Source organism: Falsiruegeria litorea R37, assembly GCF_900172225.1.
In the GTDB taxonomy this organism is placed as follows: Bacteria; Pseudomonadota; Alphaproteobacteria; order Rhodobacterales; family Rhodobacteraceae; genus Falsiruegeria; species Falsiruegeria litorea.
Genome location: NZ_FWFO01000001.1, coordinates 506,813 through 527,356 on the forward strand (window position 1 = coordinate 506,813; position 20,544 = coordinate 527,356).

Consider the following 20,544-nt stretch of genomic DNA (forward strand, 5'->3'; position numbering starts at 1 on the left):
GCCGGTTGCGCCCCTTTTTTGATGGAGGGAGAGAAAGATGATGAAAGTATATCTGTCCGGTGAAATCCACACCGACTGGCGTGAGCAGATCACCCAGGGCGCGGAAGGTCTGGATGTGACATTCAGCAGCCCGGTCACCGATCACGGCGCCAGTGACGACTGTGGTGTCGCCATCCTGGGGGCCGAACCAAACAAGTATTGGCATGACCACAAAGGCGCGATGGTCAACGCGATCCGCACCCGCAAGGGGATCGAGGATGCTGACGTTGTCGTGGTGCGTTTTGGCGACAAGTACAAGCAGTGGAACGCCGCTTTTGATGCGGGCTATGCCGCTGCTCTTGGCAAGTCGATCATCGTGCTAAACCCACCGGAGCATCAGCACGCCCTGAAAGAGGTGCATGCCGCGGCTCTGGCTGTCGCAGAAGAACCGCAGCAGGTTGTTGAGATCCTGCGCTACGTGCTGACAGGCAAGCTGCCGGGGTGAATGCAAACAACCCAATCAACACGGGCTTTGGGTGCGGCGGTATCTGTGCTATCCTTTAGGTTGATTGGGTTTATTGCATTTAGGTTCCGAGACTATGGCCAACATTCCTGACGCTCCGGACGGCTTTGGCGCAGGCTTGAAAGCGTCATTGGACAACGTTCGGGCGATCCTGGTGCAGCTGGTTACGTTGATCGTAATTGTGGCGTTTGCCTTTGGTTTGGTGCGCGAATTACTGCGCCCTTCGGTCGTCATCGGCGAGATCACAACGCCAAAAGTTCTGCGCGAACGTGGGCTTGATGGTAATGCGTTGGGTCGCAAGCTTGCCGACGCGCTAGAAGAAATCCGGCGGGACGCCAACAGTTCAAAAGACGCTCTGTCTTTTCTTCCAGCGGAAAGTACCGCTGAAATCCAGGTGCCGGGTGCCGAGTTTTCGTTGAATTCCGTGGTTGATGCGCTGCGTCAGATGCTGGGGCTCGCCAGCTATCGGATCACAGGAGAGTTGGTGTGCGGCGATACAAGCTGTACATTGGAGAACAGCCTATTGACGCTAAGGGTCCGAGACGGCGCGCGTGTGCAAAGTCTGGACGCCGCTAAAGTCGGGGATCAGGGCATTGAGGCGGCCATGCTAACGCAGTCAGTTGCGTTGACGGGTTTGGTCGAGCCTTACTTGGCGGCTGCTTACGCCTATTTTCAAGCGGATGCGGATCAAGAGAAACTGGAGGTTGCCGAGGCCGCAGCCATGAACATTCTGCGCGAAGGGCATCCCGACAGCGCGTGGGCTGCAAATTTGATCGGCCTGGTCCGGCACAAACAACAGCGGTTCGCCGAGGCTGTGACGTGGTTCGAGCGTTCCGCGAGATTGTCTTATGAAATGGGGCCGAGCAGTTTTGCGTTGCCGCACTCCAACCGTGGCAACAGTCTTTTGCACCTGTCTAAACCTGGCGAGGCGCAGCAGGCATTTTATGTGGCGACGTTGCGGAACCCCTATCATGAAACGGCTTATGCGGGGCAGGGGCGGGCGCTTGCAATGAAGCAAGAGCACGGAATGGCCATTTCCTTTTACAAGCGGCAACTGCGCATGAATCCGCGCGATTTTGGCACGATGCTCAATGTTTCTCACAGCCTCAACCAAATGGGGCAGCGGGACGAGGCGTTGACTTATCTCAACACTGCGACCGAATTAGCGCCCAATGATGCCTTGGTTTACCACCATTGGGGCAACTATTACGCGATGACGTCGACGGCATCCGAGCAGAATCTGCGCGAGGCACTAAGGAACTACGAAAAGGCGATTGAGCTGTCGCCCGAGTTTACCCCATCCCGGAAAATGCGGGTCTGGCTTCTGATCAGTCTTGGTGAATCTCAGCAGGCATTTGAAACCCTGCATCGAACGTCGGGTGAAGGGCACACGTGGACGAATGCAGATGTTATGGTGGCCCTGCAAATGGCATCGCGTAATTTGCCGCAGGATCCAAAGACCACTTGTGTACTGCTGCGCCGCGAAGTCATCCGCTACGATACCCGATTTTCAGATACCGTAGCAGGACAAGCGCCGGAATGGCACAGAGAGGTCGAAGCCTTTTGCATTGCGCAGGGGTTCTTGTAATCAGTCCCGCGCTGGAATGTTCATGCCTCGCTGCACAGCGGGACGGGCCATGAAGCGGTCAAGATAGGCCAATACGTTCTTGCGGCTGTCCAGCTCGACGATTTCGGTCGCGCCATAGAAGTTCAACCCGTTGAGCCAGGGAGCGATTGCGATGTCGGCGATGGAATAATCGCCGGCAATCCAATCGCGGCCTTCAAGTTGGCCGTCGATCACACCAAGCAGGCGCTTGGCCTCGTTGATGTAGCGTTCGCGGGGGCGGGGATCTTCGATCTCGGCACCCGCGAATTTATAAAAGAAGCCCAGTTGCCCCAGCATTGGACCCACGCCACCCATCTGGAACATCAGCCATTGGGTGATGTGGTGTTTGTCACTGGCGGTCTGGCCTATGAGTTTGCCCGTTTTCTCAGCCAGGTAGAGCAGGATCGCACCACTTTCGAACAATCCAATCGGTTCACCGTCCGGTCCGTTTGGATCGATGATCGCAGGGATCTTGTTGTTGGGGTTCAGGGACAGGAACTCGGGGCTTTTGACGTCAGCATCGGCTAGCGTCACTTTGTGCGCCTCATACTCCAGCCCGGTTTCTTCGAGCATGATCGAAGCCTTCACACCGTTGGGTGTCGGAAATGAGTAGAGCTGCAGAACCTTGGGGTTTTGGGCGGGCCATTTCCGGGTGATAGGGAAAGCGGACAGGTCGGTCATGTGGATCTCCGGGTTTTGATGCGCTCCAACTTAAGGACTGCTGTCGATGATAACAGGGGGCAATCTGTGCGCCGTGTTCAGTGTCGCTGTTCGATTGTGAACATCATGGGGAACTGGGTAGGATCAAAAACCTAGACGGAACATGCATTTTTCCGAATGATGGCTGCCAACCTGCGCGGGAGGGCTCTCAGCGCGGGATAATGTGTCATGCAAAGGAGACGCACGTGGAAGAGGTTCTCTCACAAACCGAAGCCTATGGCCCGGTTGTTATCAATGCCGTAAAGGCCCTGATCGTTCTGATCGTGGGGTGGATCGCCGCCGGAGCAATCAGCGGGATGGTCCGCCGTCGCATCAATAAGACGCCGCAGATTGATCCGACGCTTGGCAATTTCGTTGCCAGCATGGTGAAATGGGTGATTCTGGCGATTGTTCTGGTCGCTGTATTGGGCATTTTTGGCATTCAGGCGACCAGTATCGTTGCCATCTTGGGTGCGGCATCATTGGCGATTGGTCTTGCTCTGCAAGGGACGCTCAGTGATCTGGCGGCCGGCGTCATGCTGGTTGTGTTCCGTCCGTACAAATTGGGGCAGTATGTCGACATTGGCGGTACTTCGGGTACCGTGAAGGATCTCAATCTATTCACCACCGAGCTCGTGACCCCTGACAACGTACAAATCATCGTGCCCAATGGTCAGTCCTGGGGGTCGATCATCACCAACTATTCGGCGCATGACACCCGCCGGGTCGATCTGGTGTTTGGCATCGATTATGGCGACAACGCTGACACGGCCATGCAGATCATTGAAGAGGTCGCCACAGCCGACGAGCGGGTTCTTTCCGATCCGGCCCCATGGGTGCGTGTAACCAATCTGGGCGACAGCTCGGTCGATCTGACGGCACGAATCTGGTGCAATGCGGCCGACTATTGGGAGCTGAAATTCCAGCTCACCAAGGCCGTGAAAGAGGCGTTTGACGCCAAGGGTATTTCGATCCCGTATCCGCATTCGGTCGAGATTCAGAAAAAGGGCTGAGGCCTGCAAAAAATTGGGCCGGATCATCAGGAAACCGTTTGACACCGGCCCAAGCCTTGGGTACTGCACCACGCACTGGATACGGCGTGATAGCTCAGTTGGTTAGAGCACAGCACTCATAATGCTGGGGTCGGCGGTTCAAGTCCGCCTCACGCTACCAGACCTTCCCAATGTTTTGGCATAAACAGATGTTTGCAGCAGCAAAGCACACGTTTGCCGGTGAGATCGGAATGCTTGGTTAAAACCCAAAAGCCCCGGCGCATTGGCCGGGGCTTTTGTTTCTTTTCTGGTCTGGCTTTATTTGATCACCAGTTGGGGTGACACAACGTCGATGCCCAAAGCTTTGCCGACTGCATAATAGGTCAGTTGGCCCGCGTGAACGTTCAGGCCGTTCAGCAAGTGTGGATCGTCAGCACAGGCCTGTTTCCAACCTTTGTTGGCCAGGTTCAGCATGAAGGGCAGGGTGGCGTTTCCAAGCGCCTGGGTCGAGGTGCGGGCCACTGCACCGGGCATGTTCGCCACGCAATAATGCATGATGCCATCAACTTCATAAATCGGGTCGGCATGAGTAGTCGCCTTGGACGTTTCGAAACAGCCGCCCTGGTCGATGGCCACGTCAACGAGGGCCGCGCCCGGCTTCATCTCACTCAACTGCGCGCGCGACACCAGTTTCGGAGCTTCGGCACCGGGGATCAGAACCGCGCCGATGACCATGTCGGCCTCACGCACTAACTCGGCGGTCGCACCGGCGGTCGAGTACTGGTTCTTGAAGTCGCGGCCAAAGACGTCGTCGAGGTACTTCAGGCGGTTCAACGACCGGTCCAGAACGGTGACGTCCGCGCCCATGCCCTCGGCGATCTTGGCTGCGTGTGTGCCCACGACACCGCCGCCGATGACAACAACCTTGGCCGGGGCCACGCCGGGCACACCACCCATCAGCACGCCACGACCGCCGTTGGCCTTTTGCAGGGTCCACGCACCGACCTGGGGTGCCAGACGACCGGCGACCTCGGACATTGGCGCCAACAGGGGCAGGCCGCCACGGTCGTCGGTCACGGTTTCATAGGCGATTGCAGTACAGCCGGACTCCAGCAGGTCGTGCGTCTGATCCGGATCGGGTGCCAGATGCAGATAGGTAAACAGCAGCTGCCCTTCGCGGAGCATCTTGCGCTCGCCCGCTTGGGGTTCTTTCACCTTTACGATCATGTCGGCGGTGGCAAAGATCTCTTCCGCCGTGTCGATGATCGCAGCACCTGCAGCGACATAGTCCTCATCCGTGAAGCCGGCGCCAGCGCCCGCGCCTTTCTGGATGATCACCTCGTGACCGTGGTTGACCGCTTCGCGCGCGGCGTCCGGCGTCATGCCGACGCGGAATTCCTGGGGTTTGATTTCTGTAGGGCACCCGATTTTCATTGCGATTCCTCCGTTCACAATCTGCCTAAATTATGTGCAGACCTGGGCCGCAATTTTTCTGAAACCCCCCTCGTATACCGCGGTATTTTTGGGATAATATCGCGTAGATGGGATAAAGTATGCAAAGGATGTGCGTCAATGAGCTTGGATGCAACGGATCGGCGGATCCTCAGGGCGTTGCAACGCAAGGGGCGGATGTCCAATGCAGAGTTGTCGGAACAGGCCAATCTGTCTCCATCCGCCTGCCATCGGCGCGTACAGCGGTTGGAAGCAGACGGATACATCCGTGACTACGTTGCCTTGCTGGATTCCCGCAAGCTGGGTGTGCCTACGACGGTGTTTGTCGAGATCACCTTGCAGGGGCAGGCGGACGAGGTTCTGGATGCGTTTGAAAAGGCGGTTGGGCGGATACCGGACGTTCTGGAATGCCACCTGATGGCGGGCACGGCGGATTACATCCTGAAGGTTGTGGCCGAAAACACCGAAGATTTCGCGCGCATTCATCGTCAGCATCTGGCGCGGCTGCCTGGGGTGGCGCAGATGCAAAGCTCGTTTGCCCTGCGCACCGTGTTCAAAACCACCGCGTTGCCGGTCTAGGCGGGCCCAGGGTAGGTAAAGAACAGCAGATGGATCAGGTTAAAGCCAAAGTGGATCCAGACCGCGTAGCGCAAGCGCCCGCCGTACCAGTGACCCAAGCCGCACGCCGCGCCCAATAGCGTTGCAAAAGCCATCACCGCGGCACCGGCGGGTAAATGGACCAATCCAAACAGCAGGCTTGCCGAGGCAATGCCACCCGCTGCGCCGATGCGGCCTGTCAGTGCCTTTTGCAGAAATCCACGAAAGAAAGCCTCTTCGGTCAGGCAAGTCATCAGAAGGTTGACCAGAACAAACAGTCCAATCCAGTCGGGCCAGCTTACCTCTGGCGATAGGGCGCCGGCTACAATGGCCATCGGAAACAGCGCAAGGGCAAGCGCTGCGGCCATGATCAGCGGGAAAACGCGGGTGGGGCGGTCCTGGTGCAACAGTGGGTTCCAGGCCAACAAAAGTGCAAAGAACACCAGCGGTTTGTCCGCGTTGAGATGCATCGTGAAGGGCCGGCTTTCAGGGCCGGATAGCACACCGTCCAATGCGATGGGATTGTTGAAGCCAGGCAGCAAGTGCGCGCCCAGGGCGACGGACCACAGAATCAAGATTGTCCAGCCAATCGCTGCAGCCGTGCCAGTCGCGCTGCGCAACCAGGTCGCCAAAGCCAAGCCGGGCGCGCCGATGGCAAGGGCCACAATCGACAGGACACCCAGATAAACTGCTGCACAGGCCCAAAGACCCAGCAGAACAAGCGCTGCGCGTTTGTACCCCGACCAGCCGGCACCAAGGGCTGCCATCAGGATCAGCCACGGCCACAGCTCGGTCAGGTGGGACAGCAGATAAATCATGCCGTTTCCTGTGAACTTTTAGTTTTCGTCGCTTCACGTTGATCAAAATCAATGCATTGGCAAGCATTTGACTGCAAACAAATTGCGGTTGTGTTGATCTGCCAGCCATATCATCATGTCTTGTCTCATACCCACCGATCATCGTCGGGGGCGGGGTCGCCGTATTGAAGGCTGACACCAAAGCGTTACCTGATCTGTGTATCGGGTGTTTGTTGAATTGAAGGAAGGAACCGTTCCAGTGACCGAGGAATCTAACACATCTGCAATGGACTGGTTGGAAGCCGAGCTTGAGGACACGCTGGACGAGGATTTTGAAATCGAGTTCAGCGAACCGATGCTGTCGATGGAAATCCGCAAGATCTATCGCGCGCAGCACCCCGAGATGCTCGACCGCAAAGTGTATTTCCGCAACCTGCTGCGTCTGCAGGCCGAACTGATCAAGCTACAGGACTGGGTGCAGCACACCGGCCAAAAGGTGGTGATCCTGATGGAGGGCCGCGATTCAGCCGGCAAGGGCGGAGTGATTAAACGGATCACCCAACGCCTGAACCCGCGTATTGCCCGTGTCGTTGCGCTGCCTGCGCCCTCACGTCGCGAACAAAGCCAATGGTATTTCCAGCGATATGTGCCGCATCTGCCGGCGGGTGGTGAAATCGTGCTGTTTGACCGGTCCTGGTACAACCGCGCTGGGGTTGAACGCGTCATGGGCTTTGCGACCGAGGACGAGGTCGAGGCGTTTTTCCGCGACGTACCTGAATTTGAAAGGATGCTGGTGCGGTCGGGGATCATTCTGCTGAAGTACTGGTTCTCGATCACCGACGAAGAACAGCAATTGCGATTCCTGATGCGCATCCACGACCCGATGAAGCAGTGGAAGCTGTCCCCGATGGATCTGGAGAGTCGTATTCGGTGGGAGCAGTACACCAAAGCCAAGGAAGAGATGTTCGAGCGCACCAACATCCCCGAGGCGCCGTGGTACATTGTCGAGGGCAACGACAAGAAACGCGAACGTTTGAACTGCATCGAGCACCTGCTGACGCAAATCCCGTATGAGGATGTACCAAGCGAAAAGGTCGATCTGCCGGATCGCAAGTACAACCCGGAGTACGAGCGGCAGTTTTTGCCTGACGAGCTTTACGTGCCCAAGGTTTATTGATCCGGCGTCAGGATCAGAACCCGGCAGGCACTGTCGATCAAGACCCGCGCATGCGTGCGCGGATCTTCTGCGTTTCGACCCGATAGCCATGCCCGGCAAAAGACTTGGGCCGGGCCGATCAGCTGCGCAAAGAACATCATCTCGGACATCGGGTGCAAGGCCCCGGCCTTGGTCAATGGTGCGCGCCAAGTTGCCAGCCTTTCGGCGAGTTTGGCGTTTTCACTGGCTTGTTCCGCGCGGATGCTGTTCAGCCATTCGGGTCGGGCATGTTCAAACAGGAACCGTGCCAACGGGCCGGATGTGACCACCCACTCCAGATGCGCAGTGATCAGCGCTGCGATCCCGTCCTGTGCAGTCTCGGGCAGATCGGCCACCAGCGCCGCGTGGTAATCCTTAAGCGCCAGCAGATAGATGTCCGCACATAGATCGTCGCGGGTTTTGTAGGCGTGAAAGAAGCTGCCGTTGGATATGCCCACTTCTGCCCTGATCTGCGCAATTGAAGTCGCCGCGACGCCCTGCTCATCGAACAAGCGCAGGGCAGCGGCCTGGATCAGCTTCTTGGTCGTGGGGGACATGGGTTGTGCTATCACCGATTAGAGTTACACTCTAGAGTACTACTCTGATTCCGCTTTGTCATCAGGAGATCGCCCGTGACCGAAATTATCGATGCCTGGGGTCAGCACCCCACGCTGAGGCATTCCCAAGACCCAATGTTCGATTCGCTGCGGCGCTGGACCAAATCCCCGACTCCGACTGAAGATCTTCCAGTGGCGACCACAGTTGGTCTGATGGATCGGGCCGGGGTCGACCGCATGCTGATCAGCGCCTGGGAAGCCCCGCGCAACACGATGATTTCGAACGACGAGGTGGCTGGGTTTGTCGCCGAAGCACCTGATCGCTTGGTCGGCGTCGGCTCGGTCAACATCGCCCGCCCGATGGAGGCGGTACGGGAAATCCGCCGCTGTGTGACCGAGCTGGGTTTCAAGGCGATCCGCGTTCTGCCCTGGCTGTGGGAGGTGCCGCCAACAGACCGTCGGTTCTATCCGGTTTATGCCGCGTGTGTTGATCTGGGCGTGCCATTTTGCACTCAGATCGGCCACACCGGCCCGCTGATGCCGTCCGAGGTTGGGCGGCCGCTGTACCTGGATCAGGTGGCGTTGGACTTCCCCGAGCTGACCATTGTCGGCGGGCACATCGGCTATCCTTGGACCGAAGAGGCGGTGGCCGTCGCGACCAAGCACGAGAATGTCTATATCGACACGTCCGCCTACACGGTGGGGCGCTACCCGCCTGAACTGGTGCGATTCCTCAAGGGGCACGGCACGGACAAGGTGTTGTTTGGTTCCAATTACCCCATGATGCCGCCGGAACAGGCGCTGAAAGGGTTCGACACACTCGGCCTGGATGACAGGCAAGCCGAGCATTTTTTGTCTGGCAACGCCAAAAAGGTGTTTGGCCTTTAGCGGGTGACGTCAGCCAGACGCAGGGATGCGCCTGGCCAGGATCGGATCAGAAACAGAAGGTGTCGTAGTCCCACACAGGTTGTGAGATGAACGCGCCAATGTCGTCAGGGTTGAAACACCACGTTTCTTGGTCATCCGCTGCAGGACGGTCAGATTCCAGATCCAGGCGAACAAAGTCCAGAGGTTGCGTCATTGTGCCGTCGATCTGGGCGTCTAGATCCATCGGCGGCCATTCAAAGACAATTTCCTCGCCGCTCCAGCATTCAAGCAGAATGTCGGCAATGGTGCTTGGCGGGTTTGTGGGCTGCTCGGGCATCTCTACGTCCGCTGGTGCAACGTCTTCGGGTTGCGCGACCACAGGTTGCTCTGTTTCAGGCTGTTCCGTCACAGGCTGCTCTGGTTCTGTAGTTGGCGTTTCAGGAACCTCAACCTCAACCATCTCTGGGGGATCAATCGGGGTTGTGGGGGTGGTGGTGTCCTGATCCAACTGAACCTCGGCCTGGGTTCGGGCAAAGTTTTGTGTGACCATCACTGCGTCGTAACCTTGGTAATCGCCGGTTTCGATGCCAATGCCGACAACGGTGACGTCGGGATCCAAGATGTTTGCGCGATGTCCAGCACTGTTCATCAGGCCATCGTGCAAATCCTCGACATCATCAGCCAAGCCCGGCGCGCCGCGTTCGCTCTGCCAGGCGATATTTTCAGACCAGGTCCAATCGCCCGAGAATTCGAACCCGGCGTCTTCCATCCGGTCACCGGCGCTCGATCCGTTTTCGCCGGTGTGCGAGAACACGTCCTGTTGCAGCATCCAGGAACTGTGATCCTCGGATGCATCGTTCAATCTCAGCTCGAGTTGAACGGGGTCCAATCCCCGCGATGTGCGTTCTTCATTAATCAAATCAAGCATTTGCTGCTCTAATTCATTTGCTTGTGACATGGTGTGTTCCCTTGTGTTGAGTGGGCGGGCTAAGCCGCGCCCTTCGCACTAAGAGACGAGGGGGGTGTCAGAAACAGTCAGTCGCGGGCAGAGCGAATTCACGCAAGGCGCCGCCTTTTCGTCCCAATGGAATGGGCAAGAAGCTGCGGCTCCAAACGCCTGAAATCGCCAACGGCAACTTCAAGCTGAGAGTGAGACAGGAAACCGGCAAACATTGTCCAAAGGGACAAAAAGGGGGCAAGGACAGAATCAGGAGCCCCAAAAAGACAAACCCCCGCGGCAGGGCCTCGGGGGTCGTCAAATAGCGTCTGAAATAGCCGCTGATCTACTTAGAGCAAACCTTCGCGCTGTGCTTTCTTGCGTGCCAGTTTGCGGGCACGGCGGATCGCTTCAGCCTTCTCGCGCGCTTTTTTCTCGGACGGCTTTTCGAAATGTTGCTTGAGCTTCATTTCGCGGAAGACGCCTTCACGCTGCAGCTTTTTCTTCAGGGCACGAAGCGCCTGATCGACATTGTTGTCACGAACACTAACCTGCATGTGGTTTTCACCACCTTTCTAGATAGAGTTGCAAGGATTTGCAGGAAGTGGCCGTATAGCAAAGCGACACTAATATGTCTAGTACGTGTGTAACGGTTCGGAGATTGACCATGACCATGCCTTACGAAGATCTGCGCGAGACCCTTTTGGACGCCGCCCTTATCCATGTGCCATTTGATGGCTGGACCGAGGCGACCTTTGCTGCTGCTGTATCAGATGCGGATATGGACAGGACGCTGGCCCGTGCGGTTTGCCCACGTGGCGCCGTGGATCTGGCGTTGGCTTATCATGCGCGCGGCGATGCGCAGATGGTTGCACGGATGCAGTCCGAGGACATGAGCGAGCTGCGGTTCAGCGAAAAAGTGGCCGCCGCGGTCCGGTTCCGCCTAGAAGCTTCGGACGACAAAGAGGCGGTGCGCCGGGGTACGACGCTTTTTGCTCTGCCTGCCTACGCTGCCGATGGGGCCAAGGCGATTTGGGGAACATGTGACCTGATCTGGGACACGCTTGGTGATACCTCGCAAGACGCCAATTGGTACACCAAGCGTGCAACGCTGTCGGCGGTCTATTCCTCGACCGTGTTGTTCTGGTTGGGCGATGATTCGTCTGACCATCACGCGACCTGGGAATTCTTGGATCGCCGGATCGACAATGTGATGCAGTTCGAAAAGTTCAAAGCGCAGGTCAACAAGAATCCCCTGTTCAAGCCTTTGCTGGCTGGGCCGAACTGGCTGATGAGCCAGATCAAGGCGCCGGTTCGGATGAAGGATCTGCCGGGGTCGTTGACACCGCGCGGCTGATCGCCTGACATGCCCGTCAACATCTAAGGAGATCGTGGATGACCCAAACAATGCGTGCCGTCGAAATCACCAAACCCGGCGGCCCCGAGGTTCTGCAACTCACCGACCGCCCTGTGCCAACGCCGGGCCACGGTCAGGTGGTGCTTAAGGTCGCTTATGCCGGCGTCAACCGCCCCGATGCCTTGCAGCGGGCCGGAGCCTATGATCCGCCCCCCGGTGCCAGCGATCTGCCGGGGCTGGAATGCTCGGGTGAGGTTGTGGCTTTGGGCGATGGCGTAGATTCTCTGAGCATGGGCGATCAGGTCTGTGCGCTGCTGCCGGGTGGTGGCTATGCCGAATATGTGGCCACACCTGCCGCGCATTGTCTGCCGGTCCCGGCAGGCTTGGGTATGAAAGAAGCCGCTTGTCTACCCGAGACCTTTTTTACCGTCTGGTCCAACGTGTTCACCCGCGGCGGGTTGAAAGCGGGCGAGCGGTTCCTGGTGCATGGTGGTTCCAGCGGGATCGGAACGACTGCGATCCAATTGGCCAAAGCTTTTGGCGCGCGTGTCTTTGCCACGGCTGGGTCGGACGATAAATGCCAGGCCTGTCTGGACCTCGGAGCTGAGAAGGCGATCAATTACCGGGACGAGGATTTCGTCAAGGTGATGAAAGCCGAAGGCGGCGCTAACCTGATCCTGGACATGGTGGGCGGTGACTACATTCCCCGTAACGTCAAATGTTTGGCCGAGGATGGTCGCCTGGTGCAGATCGCGTTTCTGCAGGGGCCAGTGGTCGAGCTGAACTTTGCCATGATGATGGTCAAGCGGTTGACCCTGACCGGCAGTACCCTGCGTCCGCAAAGCGATCTGGCCAAGGCCCGGATTGCGCAAGATCTGCGCGAGGCGGTCTGGCCGCTGTTGGATGCGGGCACCGTTGCCCCGGTCATGGACAGCGAGTTCGACTTTGCCCAAGCGGCCGAGGCGCACGCACGCATGGAAAGCTCTGGCCACATTGGCAAGATCGTCATGAAGGTTGGCGGTTAAGCCACTTAGGCGCAGGCCAATCTCAGGCCTGCGCAATTTCTCAAACGATGGCCCGGCGGTACAGGTGCCACGTCGCGTGTCCCAAAATGGGCATGACAAAGATCAGCCCCAGAAGCATCGGGATCGAGCCGATCACCAGCATCGCAGCGACGATGGCGCCCCATGTCAGAACAACGCGCGGGTTCTGCCGCATGACGCGAACGGACGTGACAACCGCGACCGGGACGCCGACCTGACGATCCAGCAGCAAAGGAAAGCTCACGATGCTGATGGCCAGGGCGATCAGCGCAAACAGGAACCCAACCGCAACGCCTACGATCATCATGGTCCATCCTGCGGCGGTGGTGGTCACCTCCGTCAGGAACGCCATCAAGGATGCGGGCGCTTCGGGACCCAAGGTCTGGGAATAGATGCTTTGCGCGGTCAGGATCCAGGTTACGAAAAGGGCGGTCAGGTACAGCCCCAAGGCCAGGATTGCCCCAAATGCAGGGGATCGGAAGACGCCGAACGCGTCCAACCAATGCACCTTTTGCCCCTGTTCACGACGACGGCTGATTTCATAAAGGCCAACGGCGGCCACGGGCCCCAACAGTGCAAAGCCCATCACCAGCGGCGCCAAAAGCGGCACCATGTCCATGCGCATGCCCAACCCAAACAACACAAGCCCGGCCAAAGGATAGACCACTGCAATAAAGATCGCGTCGGCCCGGCTGGCCAGGAAATCATCATAGCCTGCACGCAGAGCATGTCGGATGTCGTCGGTGCTGAGTGTGCGGATTTCAGGCAGGTTTCCGGTGTCTTCACTGCCAAGTTGGGTGACTGTCTCACCCACATGATCACCAGTTGCGCCCAGGTTTTGGGCTGCCCAGCTGATCGGATTTCCAATTGTTTTTGCCATATCTTTCCCCTTCCAAAAGCGCGGATCGCCATGAAAAGGGCCTGACACATCGTTGCGCCCGGCCCGGCCGATCTGCAACGCATGGGAGCAGTATAGCACAATCTGATTTTGCGCGCTTTCACAGCTGCGAGACCGCGGGTCAGCTGCGCGGTTTCTCCATCTGCCACATCAGGTTTGCGCGCACCGCAGGCCATTCTCCGGCGATGATGGAATAGACGGCCGTATCGCGCAGGGTTCCGTTGGCCATCACCATATGCGAGCGCAAAACGCCGTCCAGTTTGGCCCCCAACCGTTCGATCGCACGGCGGCTTTGATGGTTGAGCGCATGGGTGCGAAACTCGACCGCGATCGCGTCGAGTGTTTCAAAGGCATGACGCAACAGCATCAACTTGCATTCGGTATTCAGCGGCCCCCGTTGGGCCGAGCGGGCATACCAGGTCGAGCCGATCTCCATCCGTTTCGCGCTGTGGTCGATATTCATAAAGGTCGTCATGCCAACAGCACGGCCCGACGCATCAAGTACTGCAAAGGGCACCATGCTGCCGTCTTCTTGCAGGGACAGGCGGCGGGTGATTTCTTCACCGACCTGATCGGGAGCAGGGATCCATGTGTACCACAACCGATGCAGCTCACCGTCGGCACTGGCAGCGGCCAAGTCGTCGGCATGTACCATGTCCAATGGGACAAGGCTGGCGTGTTCGCCGCGCAAAGTGACTGGGGTGGCCCACATCTTGAAGCTCCTGAAGTTCAACCGAATTTCACAGGATGTGCCGCAAAACCGGAGTGTGAAGAAGTTCCAAATGTTGAAAAGGTGAGCAGACCAATTCACGCGAGCCAAAAAAAACCGGCGCGGAGGACGCGCCGGTTTTCAGTTTGCACCCCCAAAACGGGGAGAGAGGGGAGCGCAAATGTCAGTTAGCCAAAGACCCGACCCAGGGCGCCGTCAACGGCGTCGGTAATCTGATCGATGTCGTCTGCCGTTGCGATCAGCGCGGGCGAGAAACACAGGGTGTTGTTACGACCCGGCAGCGAACGGTTGGTCGCGCCGATGATCACGCCCTGGTTCATACAGTCGGCCACAACGGCCTGAACCAGCTTCTCTTCGACGGGGTCCTTGGTTGCACGGTCGGTGACCAGCTCGGCACCCAGGAACAGGCCCTTGCCGCGCACGTCGCCGATGATTTTGTGCTTTTCCATCAGTTCTTGCAGGTTGTTCAACATGCGGTCGCCCATGTCGATACAGTTGCCCAACAGGTTCTCGTCTTCGATGATGCGCATGTTCTCGATCGCAGCAGCCGGACCAGCGGTGCAGCCACCAAAGGTCGAGATGTCGCGGAAATACCCCATCGGATCGGCCGCGTCATCCTTGAACATGTCAAAGACTTCTTCGGTGGTAACCATGCAGGCAATCGCCGCGTAACCCGAGGCGACACCTTTCGCCATGGTCACGAAGTCGGGCTTGATGCCGTACTGCTGATAGCCGAACCAGGTACCGGTGCGGCCAACACCGCAGACAACCTCGTCGATATGGAGCAGCACGTCGTATTTTTTGCAGATCTCCTGCACGCGCTCCCAATAGCCTTCGGGTGCTTCGATTACACCGCCGCCTGCGGTCACCGGCTCCAGGCACAGCGCGCCAACGGTTTCCGGACCTTCGCGCAGGATCACCTCTTCGATGGCGTCTGCTGCGGCCTTGCCGAATGCTTCGCCCGACAGATCCTCATGGCCCAGTTCGTGCTTGCGGTATTCCATACAGTGCGGAACGCGGACAAAGTCAGGCGCAAAGGGGCCGTACTGCGCGTTGCGCTCGTCCTGACCGCCGGCCGACATCGTCGCCAGGGTCGAGCCGTGATAGTCGCGGTCGCGGTACAGAATCTTGGTCTTCTTGCCGCCATAGCGCTTGTGCGCGATCTGACGGACCATCTTGAAGGCCTTCTCGTTCGCCTCGGAGCCCGAGTTGGTGTAGTAGACGCGGCTCATGCCGGGCATCTTGTCGATCAGCTTTTCAGCAAAGATCGCGCCGGGAATCGAGCCCGCGGTGTTGGCGAAGTAGCACAGCTTCATCAGCTGGTCGTAAACCGCCTTACAGATGGATTCGCGGCCATAGCCTACGTTGACGGTCCAAACACCGCCAGAAACAGCATCCAGATGCTCTTTGCCTTTTTGGTCCCAGACACGCATGCCTTTGCCTTCGACAATGATGCGGGGGTCATTGGTTTCAAAGGGTTTATGCTGGATCAGGTGATGCCAGATGTGGGCGCGGTCGGCTTCGACCACGTGCGAAAGATCGTTCTCGTTGAACGTGCCGTCCATGACATGTCCTTTCAAAATTCTGCCAGATATCGACTCTATCTTTCGTGAAGAAATCAGAGCCGTCTTCAAGACTCCAGAGACTTTAAAAAACAGGCACGCGGATAGGGCCAGATGCTGCGGTGCGGTAAGTCCAGTATTGAAATCATGCCGAAATTTCGCTTGCCTGTTACATCAATATTTGTCTGAAAAACCACGGAAATCTGCGGTTTCACAAATTGAAAGCCCCAATTTCATCTTCTCTCTTTTTGGTGAACCCTCATAAAAGGCATTGATTGCGCGGGGATTTTCGGCTCGGATCAATGTACGGGCCCCATAAAACCTCCTGGGGTACCGTCCTGAACACTCATAGAGGCGGAATACCGCCCAAGATATCCGACCTGCCATTTCGGCAGGCAACAGGGAGACGACGTATGACTTTCAAATCCAAGTTGATGGGCGCAGTGGCAAGCGTGGCCATGTTGGCAGGTGCTGCACCTGCAATGGCCGAAGACCTGACCGTGGCATACTTCCTCGAGTGGCCGATGCCATTCCAGTTTGCCAAGGAAACCGGCATGTATGACGAGGCACTGGGCACCAAGATCAACTGGGTCAGCTTTGACACCGGCACCGCGATGTCCGCGGCGATGGCGTCGGGTGACGTGCAACTGTCGGTCAGCCAGGGCATCCCACCCTTCGTGGTCGCGGCCTCGGCCGGTCAGGACCTTCAGGTCGTTGACGTTGCTGTGTCCTATGCTGACAACGACAACTGCGTGGTGCGTGCCGATCACGAGATCGACAAGGACAGCGCAAGCGAACTGGCAGGCAAGAAGGTTGCCGTTCCGCTGGGGACCGCCGCGCACTATGGTTTCCTCAAGCAGATGGAGCATTTCAACGTTTCGCTCGACAGCCTGGAAATCGTCGACATGGCTCCGGCCGAAGGCGAAGCCGCACTCAGCCAGGGCGCCGTTGACATGGCCTGTGGTTGGGGTGGTGCGCTGCGCCGCATGCTGGAATCGGGCAACGTTTTGCTGACCGGTGCCGAAAAGACCGAGCTGGGTATCCTGGTGTTTGACGCCACCACAGCGCCGACATCGTATGTGGCGCAGAACGGCGACATGGTCGCCAAGTTCCTGGCTGTGACCGCCGAAGCCAACGCGATGTGGGCGGACGAGGCCAACCAAGCCAAGATGCTGCCGGTGATCGCAAAAGACGCAGGTATGAGCGAAGATGATGCTGCGGCGACGCTGAACACTTTTGTCTTCCCGACCGTCGACGAGCAACTGAGCCAGGCATGGCTGGGCGGCAACGCGGCGACCTTCATGAAGGGTGTGGCGGACGTGTTTGTGGCCTCGGGTTCGATCGACGCAGCCAAAGCTTCTTACGAGGACAACGTGAACGCAGGTCCTCTGGGCGGCAACTAAGCGTTATTCGTGAAGCGGGGTGGGTGTTTGACAAAACACCCACCCCTTTTTCGCTTTACGTGTAAGGCGATCCCACCTTGGAAAGAAGGGGATCCAGGTGTCTGGACTTCTCATAAATGATATCTCGATGCGTTTTGACCTGCCCAACGGCGGGCATGTCCAAGCGCTGAAGAACGTGTCGCTGGACATCAAGTCTGGCGAACTGATGAGCGTGTTGGGCCCGTCGGGCTGTGGCAAGACAACGCTTTTGAACATCGTTGCGGGCTTCTTGGCCCCGACCGAAGGGACAATCGAACTGAATGGGCATGTCGAAACTGGCCCCAGCCCGGAACGTGGAATGGTCTTTCAGCAAGGCGCGCTGTTCGAATGGATGAACGTGCGCGACAACGTCAGCTTTGGTCCCGACATGAAAGGTGTCAGCCGGGCGGAAAGCAAAGAGAAGGTTGAACATCTTCTCGAAGTTGTTGGCCTGCAGGACTTCAAGGAAAAGGCCATCTATGAGCTGTCGGGCGGTATGCAGCAGCGCGTGGCACTCGCACGTTGTCTGGCCAATGACCCGGACGTCATCTTGATGGACGAACCGCTTGGCGCCTTGGACGCGCTGACGCGTGAAAAGATGCAGTCGCTGGTTCTGGACCTGTGGAAGGACACCGGCAAGACCATCATCCTGATCACCCACTCGGTCGAAGAGGCATTGCTGCTTGGCGAACGCCTGCTGGTGATGGCGCCGCGCCCGGGTCGCGTGCACAAGGAATATCGCCTGCCGTTTGCGGACCTAGGCGTCGGCAACGACCTGCGGGAAGTGAAGAAACACAAGGACTACGCCGGGACGCGCGAAGAGATCCTTGAGATGATCTGGAACATGGAAGAAGAAATCATGGGCCGGACGGAGGAAAGCGCATGACCGGTTTGCTCGTACTCGTCCTCTACATAGGCGCGTTCTTTGGGTCGTTTTTCATCGCAAAGCGTGTTTTCAAAAGCGCGTTTGAGAAAAAGGGCTTCAACCGACTGAAAACCGTGACATTCGGCGATGAAAGCGCGATTACGGCGAACCGCGTCGCCTCGGTCATTTCGGTCATCACGGTGTTCTGGCTTTGGGTGGCCTTTACCAACTCGGTGATCCCTCTGCCCAAGATGCCCGGTCCTTTCTCGGGTGACACAAGCTTTACCTACACGGTGCAGCTCGAAGACGGCACTACGGACGAAGCGACCGTTTCGGTCCGGGTTTACCGCGAAGATATCCAGCAGACCATTGATGAGAATGGCGAGCCTGGCCGCGAGCCTGATCCGATCGCGGTTGAGCCCGGTGATGGTTTCGCCAAGAACGACACGCTGACCGTGGCGCGCTATGCGTTCAAGGTCGTGAACGTCTGGAAAAACGATGAGGTCAGCAAGAAGGAAGGGTCGAAGATCATCACGATCAATGGCCAATCCATCGAACCTGGTGGAGAGATCAAGACCGATGATGGCACGATCCGCCTGACCGACAAGGGCACGCCGACGTTTGAGCCGGCCAAGGGCCTGCGCATGGCGCGTCTGTATTTGCCTGCACCCGAGGTTGTGTTGCAGCGCTTCTTCTGGCTGAACAAGGAAGGCTATCAGGGCTACACCCTGTTCGAGCACACGCGGTATTCGCTGCAGCGGGTTCTGCTTGGCTTCTTCTTTGGTGCTTTGATCGGGATCCCGATTGGCTATGCCATGGGTCTGACAGGCTGGGCGCGCGGTTGGTTCGACCCGATCGTCGAATTCATGCGTCCGATCCCACCCCTGGCCTTGATCCCGCTGGTGATCATCTGGTTCGGGATCGGTGAGCTTGGCAAGGTCGTGCTGCTGTTCTTGGCGGCGCTATGGATCATGATCATTGCGGCCCGATCAGGGGTGTCCGGTGTTGCGATTGCCAAGGTGCACGCGGCCTATTCGCTGGGGGCATCCAAGTGGCAGATCCTCAGCAAGGTCATCGTTCCGAACTCGCTGCCTGACATTTTCACCGGTGCTCGTGTCGCCATGGGTGTTTGTTGGGGTACGGTTGTTGCGGCCGAACTGGTTGCAGCAAACGTGGGTCTCGGCAAGATGATCGTGACCGCGTCCAAGTTCCAGCTGACCGACATCATCATCGTCGGCATCATCGTGATCGGCGTCATTGGCTTTGCCATCGAGGTCGGCATGCGCAAGCTGGAAAGCTGGCTGATCCCGTGGAAAGGCAAAGTCTGATCCACGCTTGATCTGAACATGAACCGGGGCGCGCTTGATGGCGGGCCCCGGTTTCTTTTTGGCATCTGAGATGAGACACTTTGCCGGTTGTGAGTGGCCGAAAATTGAACCAGCGTTCCCCTATGGCCGATGACACTCTCCCCTTGTGCCTCTCTGATCTAGTCGAAGATATCATGACGCGTCCGGCCGTGACGGTCATGGACGCGCATTGTGCGCTTTGCGCGCGTGGCGCGGCGTGGATCGCCCGCAATGACCACACTCAAGAATTCCTGATCATTCCGATGCAAACCGAGCTTGGTCGGTCCTTGTTGGTGCAGCATGGGCTGGACCCGGATGATCCGACCTCTTGGCTGTTTCTGGAACAGGGGCAGGCCTATACGTCGTCGGACGCCATCATCCGTGCGGGGCAAATGCTGGGCGGCAGATGGCGACTTCTGACTGTGTTTCGGATCATTCCAAGGCCCGTTCGGGATGCGCTCTATCGAATGGTCGCGCGCAATCGCTATCGCTGGTTCGGGCAGGGCGACATGTGCTCGATGCCCGATCCGGATGTGCAGCGGCGGCTGTTCAAATGACTGTTCTTTACCGTCGGGTTCTGGGCGCAGCCCTTGATGATATGCCGCCGCAATTGCAGGTTTTGCACGGCAGCGCCGATCCCCGAACCTGGTCAGGTCAGGCCAAGGTCTTGCGCGGGGCGGGCATGCTGTCTCGGCTGATTGGCTGGGTGATGCGTTTGCCGCCGCAGGGGGACGCGGTACCGGTTTCGGTCAGTTTCATTCCACGAGACGGAGGCGAAGTGTGGCAGCGCGACTTCGCCGGTCACACGTTCACCTCCTACCAGTATCAGGCACCAAACGCGCAGCCGGGCATCGTACAAGAGCGGTTTGGTATGATTGACGTGACCGTTGCTTTGCAGAACGACGGGGATCGTTTGGCTCTTGAGCCGATGGCATGGGCCATCGGGCCTTTGCCTTTACCCAGATCCCTTCTGCCCGCCGGGCAGAGTTTCGAGATGCAGATAGAGGATCGCTTTGTGTTCGACGTCGAAATCGCGATGCCATGGGTGGGCCGTATCGCCGCTTACCGCGGCTGGTTGTTGCCAGTCGAATGAACCCCAAATGGACAAAAGAAAACCGGGC

At 57.9% G+C, this 20,544-nt stretch carries 22 protein-coding genes and 1 tRNA gene; 14 read left to right on the forward strand and 9 right to left on the reverse strand.

What is annotated here, in order from left to right; translation table 11 throughout:
* Positions 1-37: 37 nt before the first annotated feature.
* Positions 38-484 carry a YtoQ family protein gene (locus tag TRL7639_RS02555; protein WP_085794231.1) on the forward strand — a complete coding sequence of 149 codons (447 nt, stop codon included), beginning with the start codon at positions 38-40 and terminating at the stop codon, positions 482-484.
* 199 nt (positions 485-683) lie between these two features.
* Complete coding sequence (locus TRL7639_RS02560) at positions 684-2,090, forward strand: tetratricopeptide repeat protein (protein WP_165759732.1); 1,407 nt, start codon at positions 684-686, stop codon at positions 2,088-2,090.
* Here TRL7639_RS02560 and TRL7639_RS02565 read toward each other — a convergent pair whose 3' ends face one another.
* Complete coding sequence (locus TRL7639_RS02565; RefSeq protein ID WP_085794233.1) at positions 2,091-2,789, reverse strand: glutathione S-transferase N-terminal domain-containing protein; 699 nt, start codon at positions 2,787-2,789, stop codon at positions 2,091-2,093.
* Between the two features lie 224 nt (positions 2,790-3,013).
* Here TRL7639_RS02565 and TRL7639_RS02570 point away from each other — a divergent pair, with 224 nt between their 5' ends.
* Positions 3,014-3,820 (forward strand): mechanosensitive ion channel family protein, encoded by an 807-nt coding sequence (locus TRL7639_RS02570; RefSeq protein ID WP_085796218.1) that lies wholly within the window; start codon positions 3,014-3,016, stop codon positions 3,818-3,820.
* Positions 3,821-3,903: 83 nt separating this feature from the next.
* Positions 3,904-3,980, forward strand: a tRNA-Met gene (locus TRL7639_RS02575).
* A 137-nt stretch (positions 3,981-4,117) separates the two neighbouring features.
* Here the strand turns inward: TRL7639_RS02575 and ald are convergent.
* Positions 4,118-5,233, reverse strand: a complete 1,116-nt coding sequence (ald, locus tag TRL7639_RS02580; RefSeq protein ID WP_085794234.1) for an alanine dehydrogenase — start codon at positions 5,231-5,233, stop codon at positions 4,118-4,120.
* 138 nt (positions 5,234-5,371) lie between these two features.
* On the opposite strand from ald, the gene TRL7639_RS02585 reads away from it, so the two are divergent.
* Complete coding sequence (locus TRL7639_RS02585) at positions 5,372-5,830, forward strand: Lrp/AsnC family transcriptional regulator (RefSeq protein ID WP_085794235.1); 459 nt, start codon at positions 5,372-5,374, stop codon at positions 5,828-5,830.
* Here TRL7639_RS02585 and TRL7639_RS02590 read toward each other — a convergent pair.
* The gene (locus TRL7639_RS02590; RefSeq protein ID WP_085794236.1) at positions 5,827-6,666 is read right to left on the reverse strand and encodes a CPBP family intramembrane glutamic endopeptidase; all 840 of its coding nucleotides are present in this window, start codon (positions 6,664-6,666) and stop codon (positions 5,827-5,829) included. The two genes, TRL7639_RS02585 and TRL7639_RS02590, sit on opposite strands and share 4 nt — an antisense overlap.
* Before the next feature lie 265 nt (positions 6,667-6,931).
* Here TRL7639_RS02590 and ppk2 point away from each other — a divergent pair, with 265 nt between their 5' ends.
* The gene (gene ppk2, locus TRL7639_RS02595; RefSeq protein WP_370808933.1) at positions 6,932-7,822 is read left to right on the forward strand and encodes a polyphosphate kinase 2; all 891 of its coding nucleotides are present in this window, start codon (positions 6,932-6,934) and stop codon (positions 7,820-7,822) included.
* On the opposite strand, the gene TRL7639_RS02600 is transcribed toward ppk2, so the two are convergent.
* Positions 7,816-8,397 carry a TetR/AcrR family transcriptional regulator gene (locus TRL7639_RS02600; protein WP_085794237.1) on the reverse strand — a complete coding sequence of 194 codons (582 nt, stop codon included), beginning with the start codon at positions 8,395-8,397 and terminating at the stop codon, positions 7,816-7,818. The two genes, ppk2 and TRL7639_RS02600, sit on opposite strands and share 7 nt — an antisense overlap.
* 75 nt (positions 8,398-8,472) lie before the next feature.
* Between TRL7639_RS02600 and TRL7639_RS02605 the strand changes: the two genes are divergently transcribed.
* Positions 8,473-9,285, forward strand: coding sequence for an amidohydrolase family protein (locus TRL7639_RS02605; RefSeq protein WP_207559628.1), 813 nt, complete (start codon positions 8,473-8,475; stop codon positions 9,283-9,285).
* A 46-nt stretch (positions 9,286-9,331) separates the two neighbouring features.
* On the opposite strand, the gene TRL7639_RS02610 is transcribed toward TRL7639_RS02605, so the two are convergent.
* Positions 9,332-10,192, reverse strand: coding sequence for a CAP domain-containing protein (locus tag TRL7639_RS02610; RefSeq protein ID WP_268875830.1), 861 nt, complete (start codon positions 10,190-10,192; stop codon positions 9,332-9,334).
* A 359-nt stretch (positions 10,193-10,551) separates the two neighbouring features.
* Positions 10,552-10,758 (reverse strand): 30S ribosomal protein S21, encoded by a 207-nt coding sequence (rpsU, locus tag TRL7639_RS02615; protein ID WP_005614280.1) that lies wholly within the window; start codon positions 10,756-10,758, stop codon positions 10,552-10,554.
* Positions 10,759-10,868: 110 nt separating this feature from the next.
* Between rpsU and TRL7639_RS02620 the strand changes: the two genes are divergently transcribed.
* Entirely contained in the window at positions 10,869-11,558 is a 690-nt protein-coding gene (locus TRL7639_RS02620; protein WP_085794240.1) for a COQ9 family protein, read from the forward strand.
* Positions 11,559-11,596: 38 nt separating this feature from the next.
* Positions 11,597-12,583: an NAD(P)H-quinone oxidoreductase gene (locus TRL7639_RS02625; protein WP_085794241.1), complete on the forward strand. Its 987-nt coding sequence runs from the start codon at positions 11,597-11,599 to the stop codon at positions 12,581-12,583.
* Positions 12,584-12,623: 40 nt separating this feature from the next.
* Here the strand turns inward: TRL7639_RS02625 and TRL7639_RS02630 are convergent, their stop codons facing one another.
* The 3 genes from TRL7639_RS02630 to TRL7639_RS02640 form a co-directional block, all read right to left on the reverse strand.
* Positions 12,624-13,481: a DUF2189 domain-containing protein gene (locus TRL7639_RS02630; RefSeq protein ID WP_085796220.1), complete on the reverse strand. Its 858-nt coding sequence runs from the start codon at positions 13,479-13,481 to the stop codon at positions 12,624-12,626.
* Positions 13,482-13,620: 139 nt separating this feature from the next.
* Positions 13,621-14,211 carry a GNAT family N-acetyltransferase gene (locus TRL7639_RS02635; protein ID WP_085794242.1) on the reverse strand — a complete coding sequence of 197 codons (591 nt, stop codon included), beginning with the start codon at positions 14,209-14,211 and terminating at the stop codon, positions 13,621-13,623.
* A gap of 185 nt (positions 14,212-14,396) precedes the next feature.
* Positions 14,397-15,794 (reverse strand): aminotransferase family protein, encoded by a 1,398-nt coding sequence (locus TRL7639_RS02640; protein WP_085794243.1) that lies wholly within the window; start codon positions 15,792-15,794, stop codon positions 14,397-14,399.
* Positions 15,795-16,204: 410 nt separating this feature from the next.
* Here TRL7639_RS02640 and TRL7639_RS02645 point away from each other — a divergent pair, with 410 nt between their 5' ends.
* The 5 genes from TRL7639_RS02645 to TRL7639_RS02665 all read left to right on the forward strand — a co-directional run bounded on the left by TRL7639_RS02645 (position 16,205) and on the right by TRL7639_RS02665 (position 20,516).
* Positions 16,205-17,194, forward strand: coding sequence for a taurine ABC transporter substrate-binding protein (locus TRL7639_RS02645; RefSeq protein WP_085794244.1), 990 nt, complete (start codon positions 16,205-16,207; stop codon positions 17,192-17,194).
* 97 nt (positions 17,195-17,291) lie between these two features.
* Positions 17,292-18,098 carry a taurine ABC transporter ATP-binding protein gene (locus TRL7639_RS02650; protein WP_085794245.1) on the forward strand — a complete coding sequence of 269 codons (807 nt, stop codon included), beginning with the start codon at positions 17,292-17,294 and terminating at the stop codon, positions 18,096-18,098.
* 5 nt (positions 18,099-18,103) lie between these two features.
* A complete protein-coding gene (locus tag TRL7639_RS02655; RefSeq protein ID WP_085796221.1) occupies positions 18,104-19,405 on the forward strand; it encodes an ABC transporter permease subunit in 1,302 nt (433 codons plus the stop codon).
* Between the two features lie 122 nt (positions 19,406-19,527).
* A complete protein-coding gene (locus tag TRL7639_RS02660; RefSeq protein WP_235820237.1) occupies positions 19,528-19,980 on the forward strand; it encodes a thiol-disulfide oxidoreductase DCC family protein in 453 nt (150 codons plus the stop codon).
* On the forward strand, positions 19,977-20,516 hold the full coding sequence (locus tag TRL7639_RS02665) for a DUF4166 domain-containing protein (RefSeq protein ID WP_085794246.1): 540 nt from the start codon (positions 19,977-19,979) through the stop codon (positions 20,514-20,516). Before TRL7639_RS02660 ends, TRL7639_RS02665 begins: the two co-directional genes overlap by 4 nt.
* Positions 20,517-20,544 lie beyond the last annotated feature (28 nt).

Excerpts from the sequence above, each read along its gene's own strand:
- TRL7639_RS02585 (WP_085794235.1), top strand. The coding sequence starts at position 5,372 with ATGAGCTTGGATGCAACGGATCGGCGGATCCTCAGGGCGTTGCAACGC.
- TRL7639_RS02590 (WP_085794236.1), bottom strand. The coding sequence starts at position 6,666 with ATGATTTATCTGCTGTCCCACCTGACCGAGCTGTGGCCGTGGCTGATC.
- TRL7639_RS02555 (WP_085794231.1), top strand. The coding sequence starts at position 38 with ATGATGAAAGTATATCTGTCCGGTGAAATCCACACCGACTGGCGTGAG.
- TRL7639_RS02640 (WP_085794243.1), bottom strand. The coding sequence starts at position 15,794 with ATGGACGGCACGTTCAACGAGAACGATCTTTCGCACGTGGTCGAAGCC.
- TRL7639_RS02600 (WP_085794237.1), bottom strand. The coding sequence starts at position 8,397 with ATGTCCCCCACGACCAAGAAGCTGATCCAGGCCGCTGCCCTGCGCTTG.
- TRL7639_RS02665 (WP_085794246.1), top strand. The coding sequence starts at position 19,977 with ATGACTGTTCTTTACCGTCGGGTTCTGGGCGCAGCCCTTGATGATATG.
- TRL7639_RS02610 (WP_268875830.1), bottom strand. The coding sequence starts at position 10,192 with ATGCTTGATTTGATTAATGAAGAACGCACATCGCGGGGATTGGACCCC.
- TRL7639_RS02625 (WP_085794241.1), top strand. The coding sequence starts at position 11,597 with ATGACCCAAACAATGCGTGCCGTCGAAATCACCAAACCCGGCGGCCCC.
- TRL7639_RS02660 (WP_235820237.1), top strand. The coding sequence starts at position 19,528 with ATGGCCGATGACACTCTCCCCTTGTGCCTCTCTGATCTAGTCGAAGAT.
- TRL7639_RS02565 (WP_085794233.1), bottom strand. The coding sequence starts at position 2,789 with ATGACCGACCTGTCCGCTTTCCCTATCACCCGGAAATGGCCCGCCCAA.
- ppk2 (WP_370808933.1), top strand. The coding sequence starts at position 6,932 with ATGGACTGGTTGGAAGCCGAGCTTGAGGACACGCTGGACGAGGATTTT.
- ald (WP_085794234.1), bottom strand. The coding sequence starts at position 5,233 with ATGAAAATCGGGTGCCCTACAGAAATCAAACCCCAGGAATTCCGCGTC.
- TRL7639_RS02620 (WP_085794240.1), top strand. The coding sequence starts at position 10,869 with ATGACCATGCCTTACGAAGATCTGCGCGAGACCCTTTTGGACGCCGCC.
- rpsU (WP_005614280.1), bottom strand. The coding sequence starts at position 10,758 with ATGCAGGTTAGTGTTCGTGACAACAATGTCGATCAGGCGCTTCGTGCC.
- TRL7639_RS02635 (WP_085794242.1), bottom strand. The coding sequence starts at position 14,211 with ATGTGGGCCACCCCAGTCACTTTGCGCGGCGAACACGCCAGCCTTGTC.
- TRL7639_RS02645 (WP_085794244.1), top strand. The coding sequence starts at position 16,205 with ATGACTTTCAAATCCAAGTTGATGGGCGCAGTGGCAAGCGTGGCCATG.
- TRL7639_RS02630 (WP_085796220.1), bottom strand. The coding sequence starts at position 13,481 with ATGGCAAAAACAATTGGAAATCCGATCAGCTGGGCAGCCCAAAACCTG.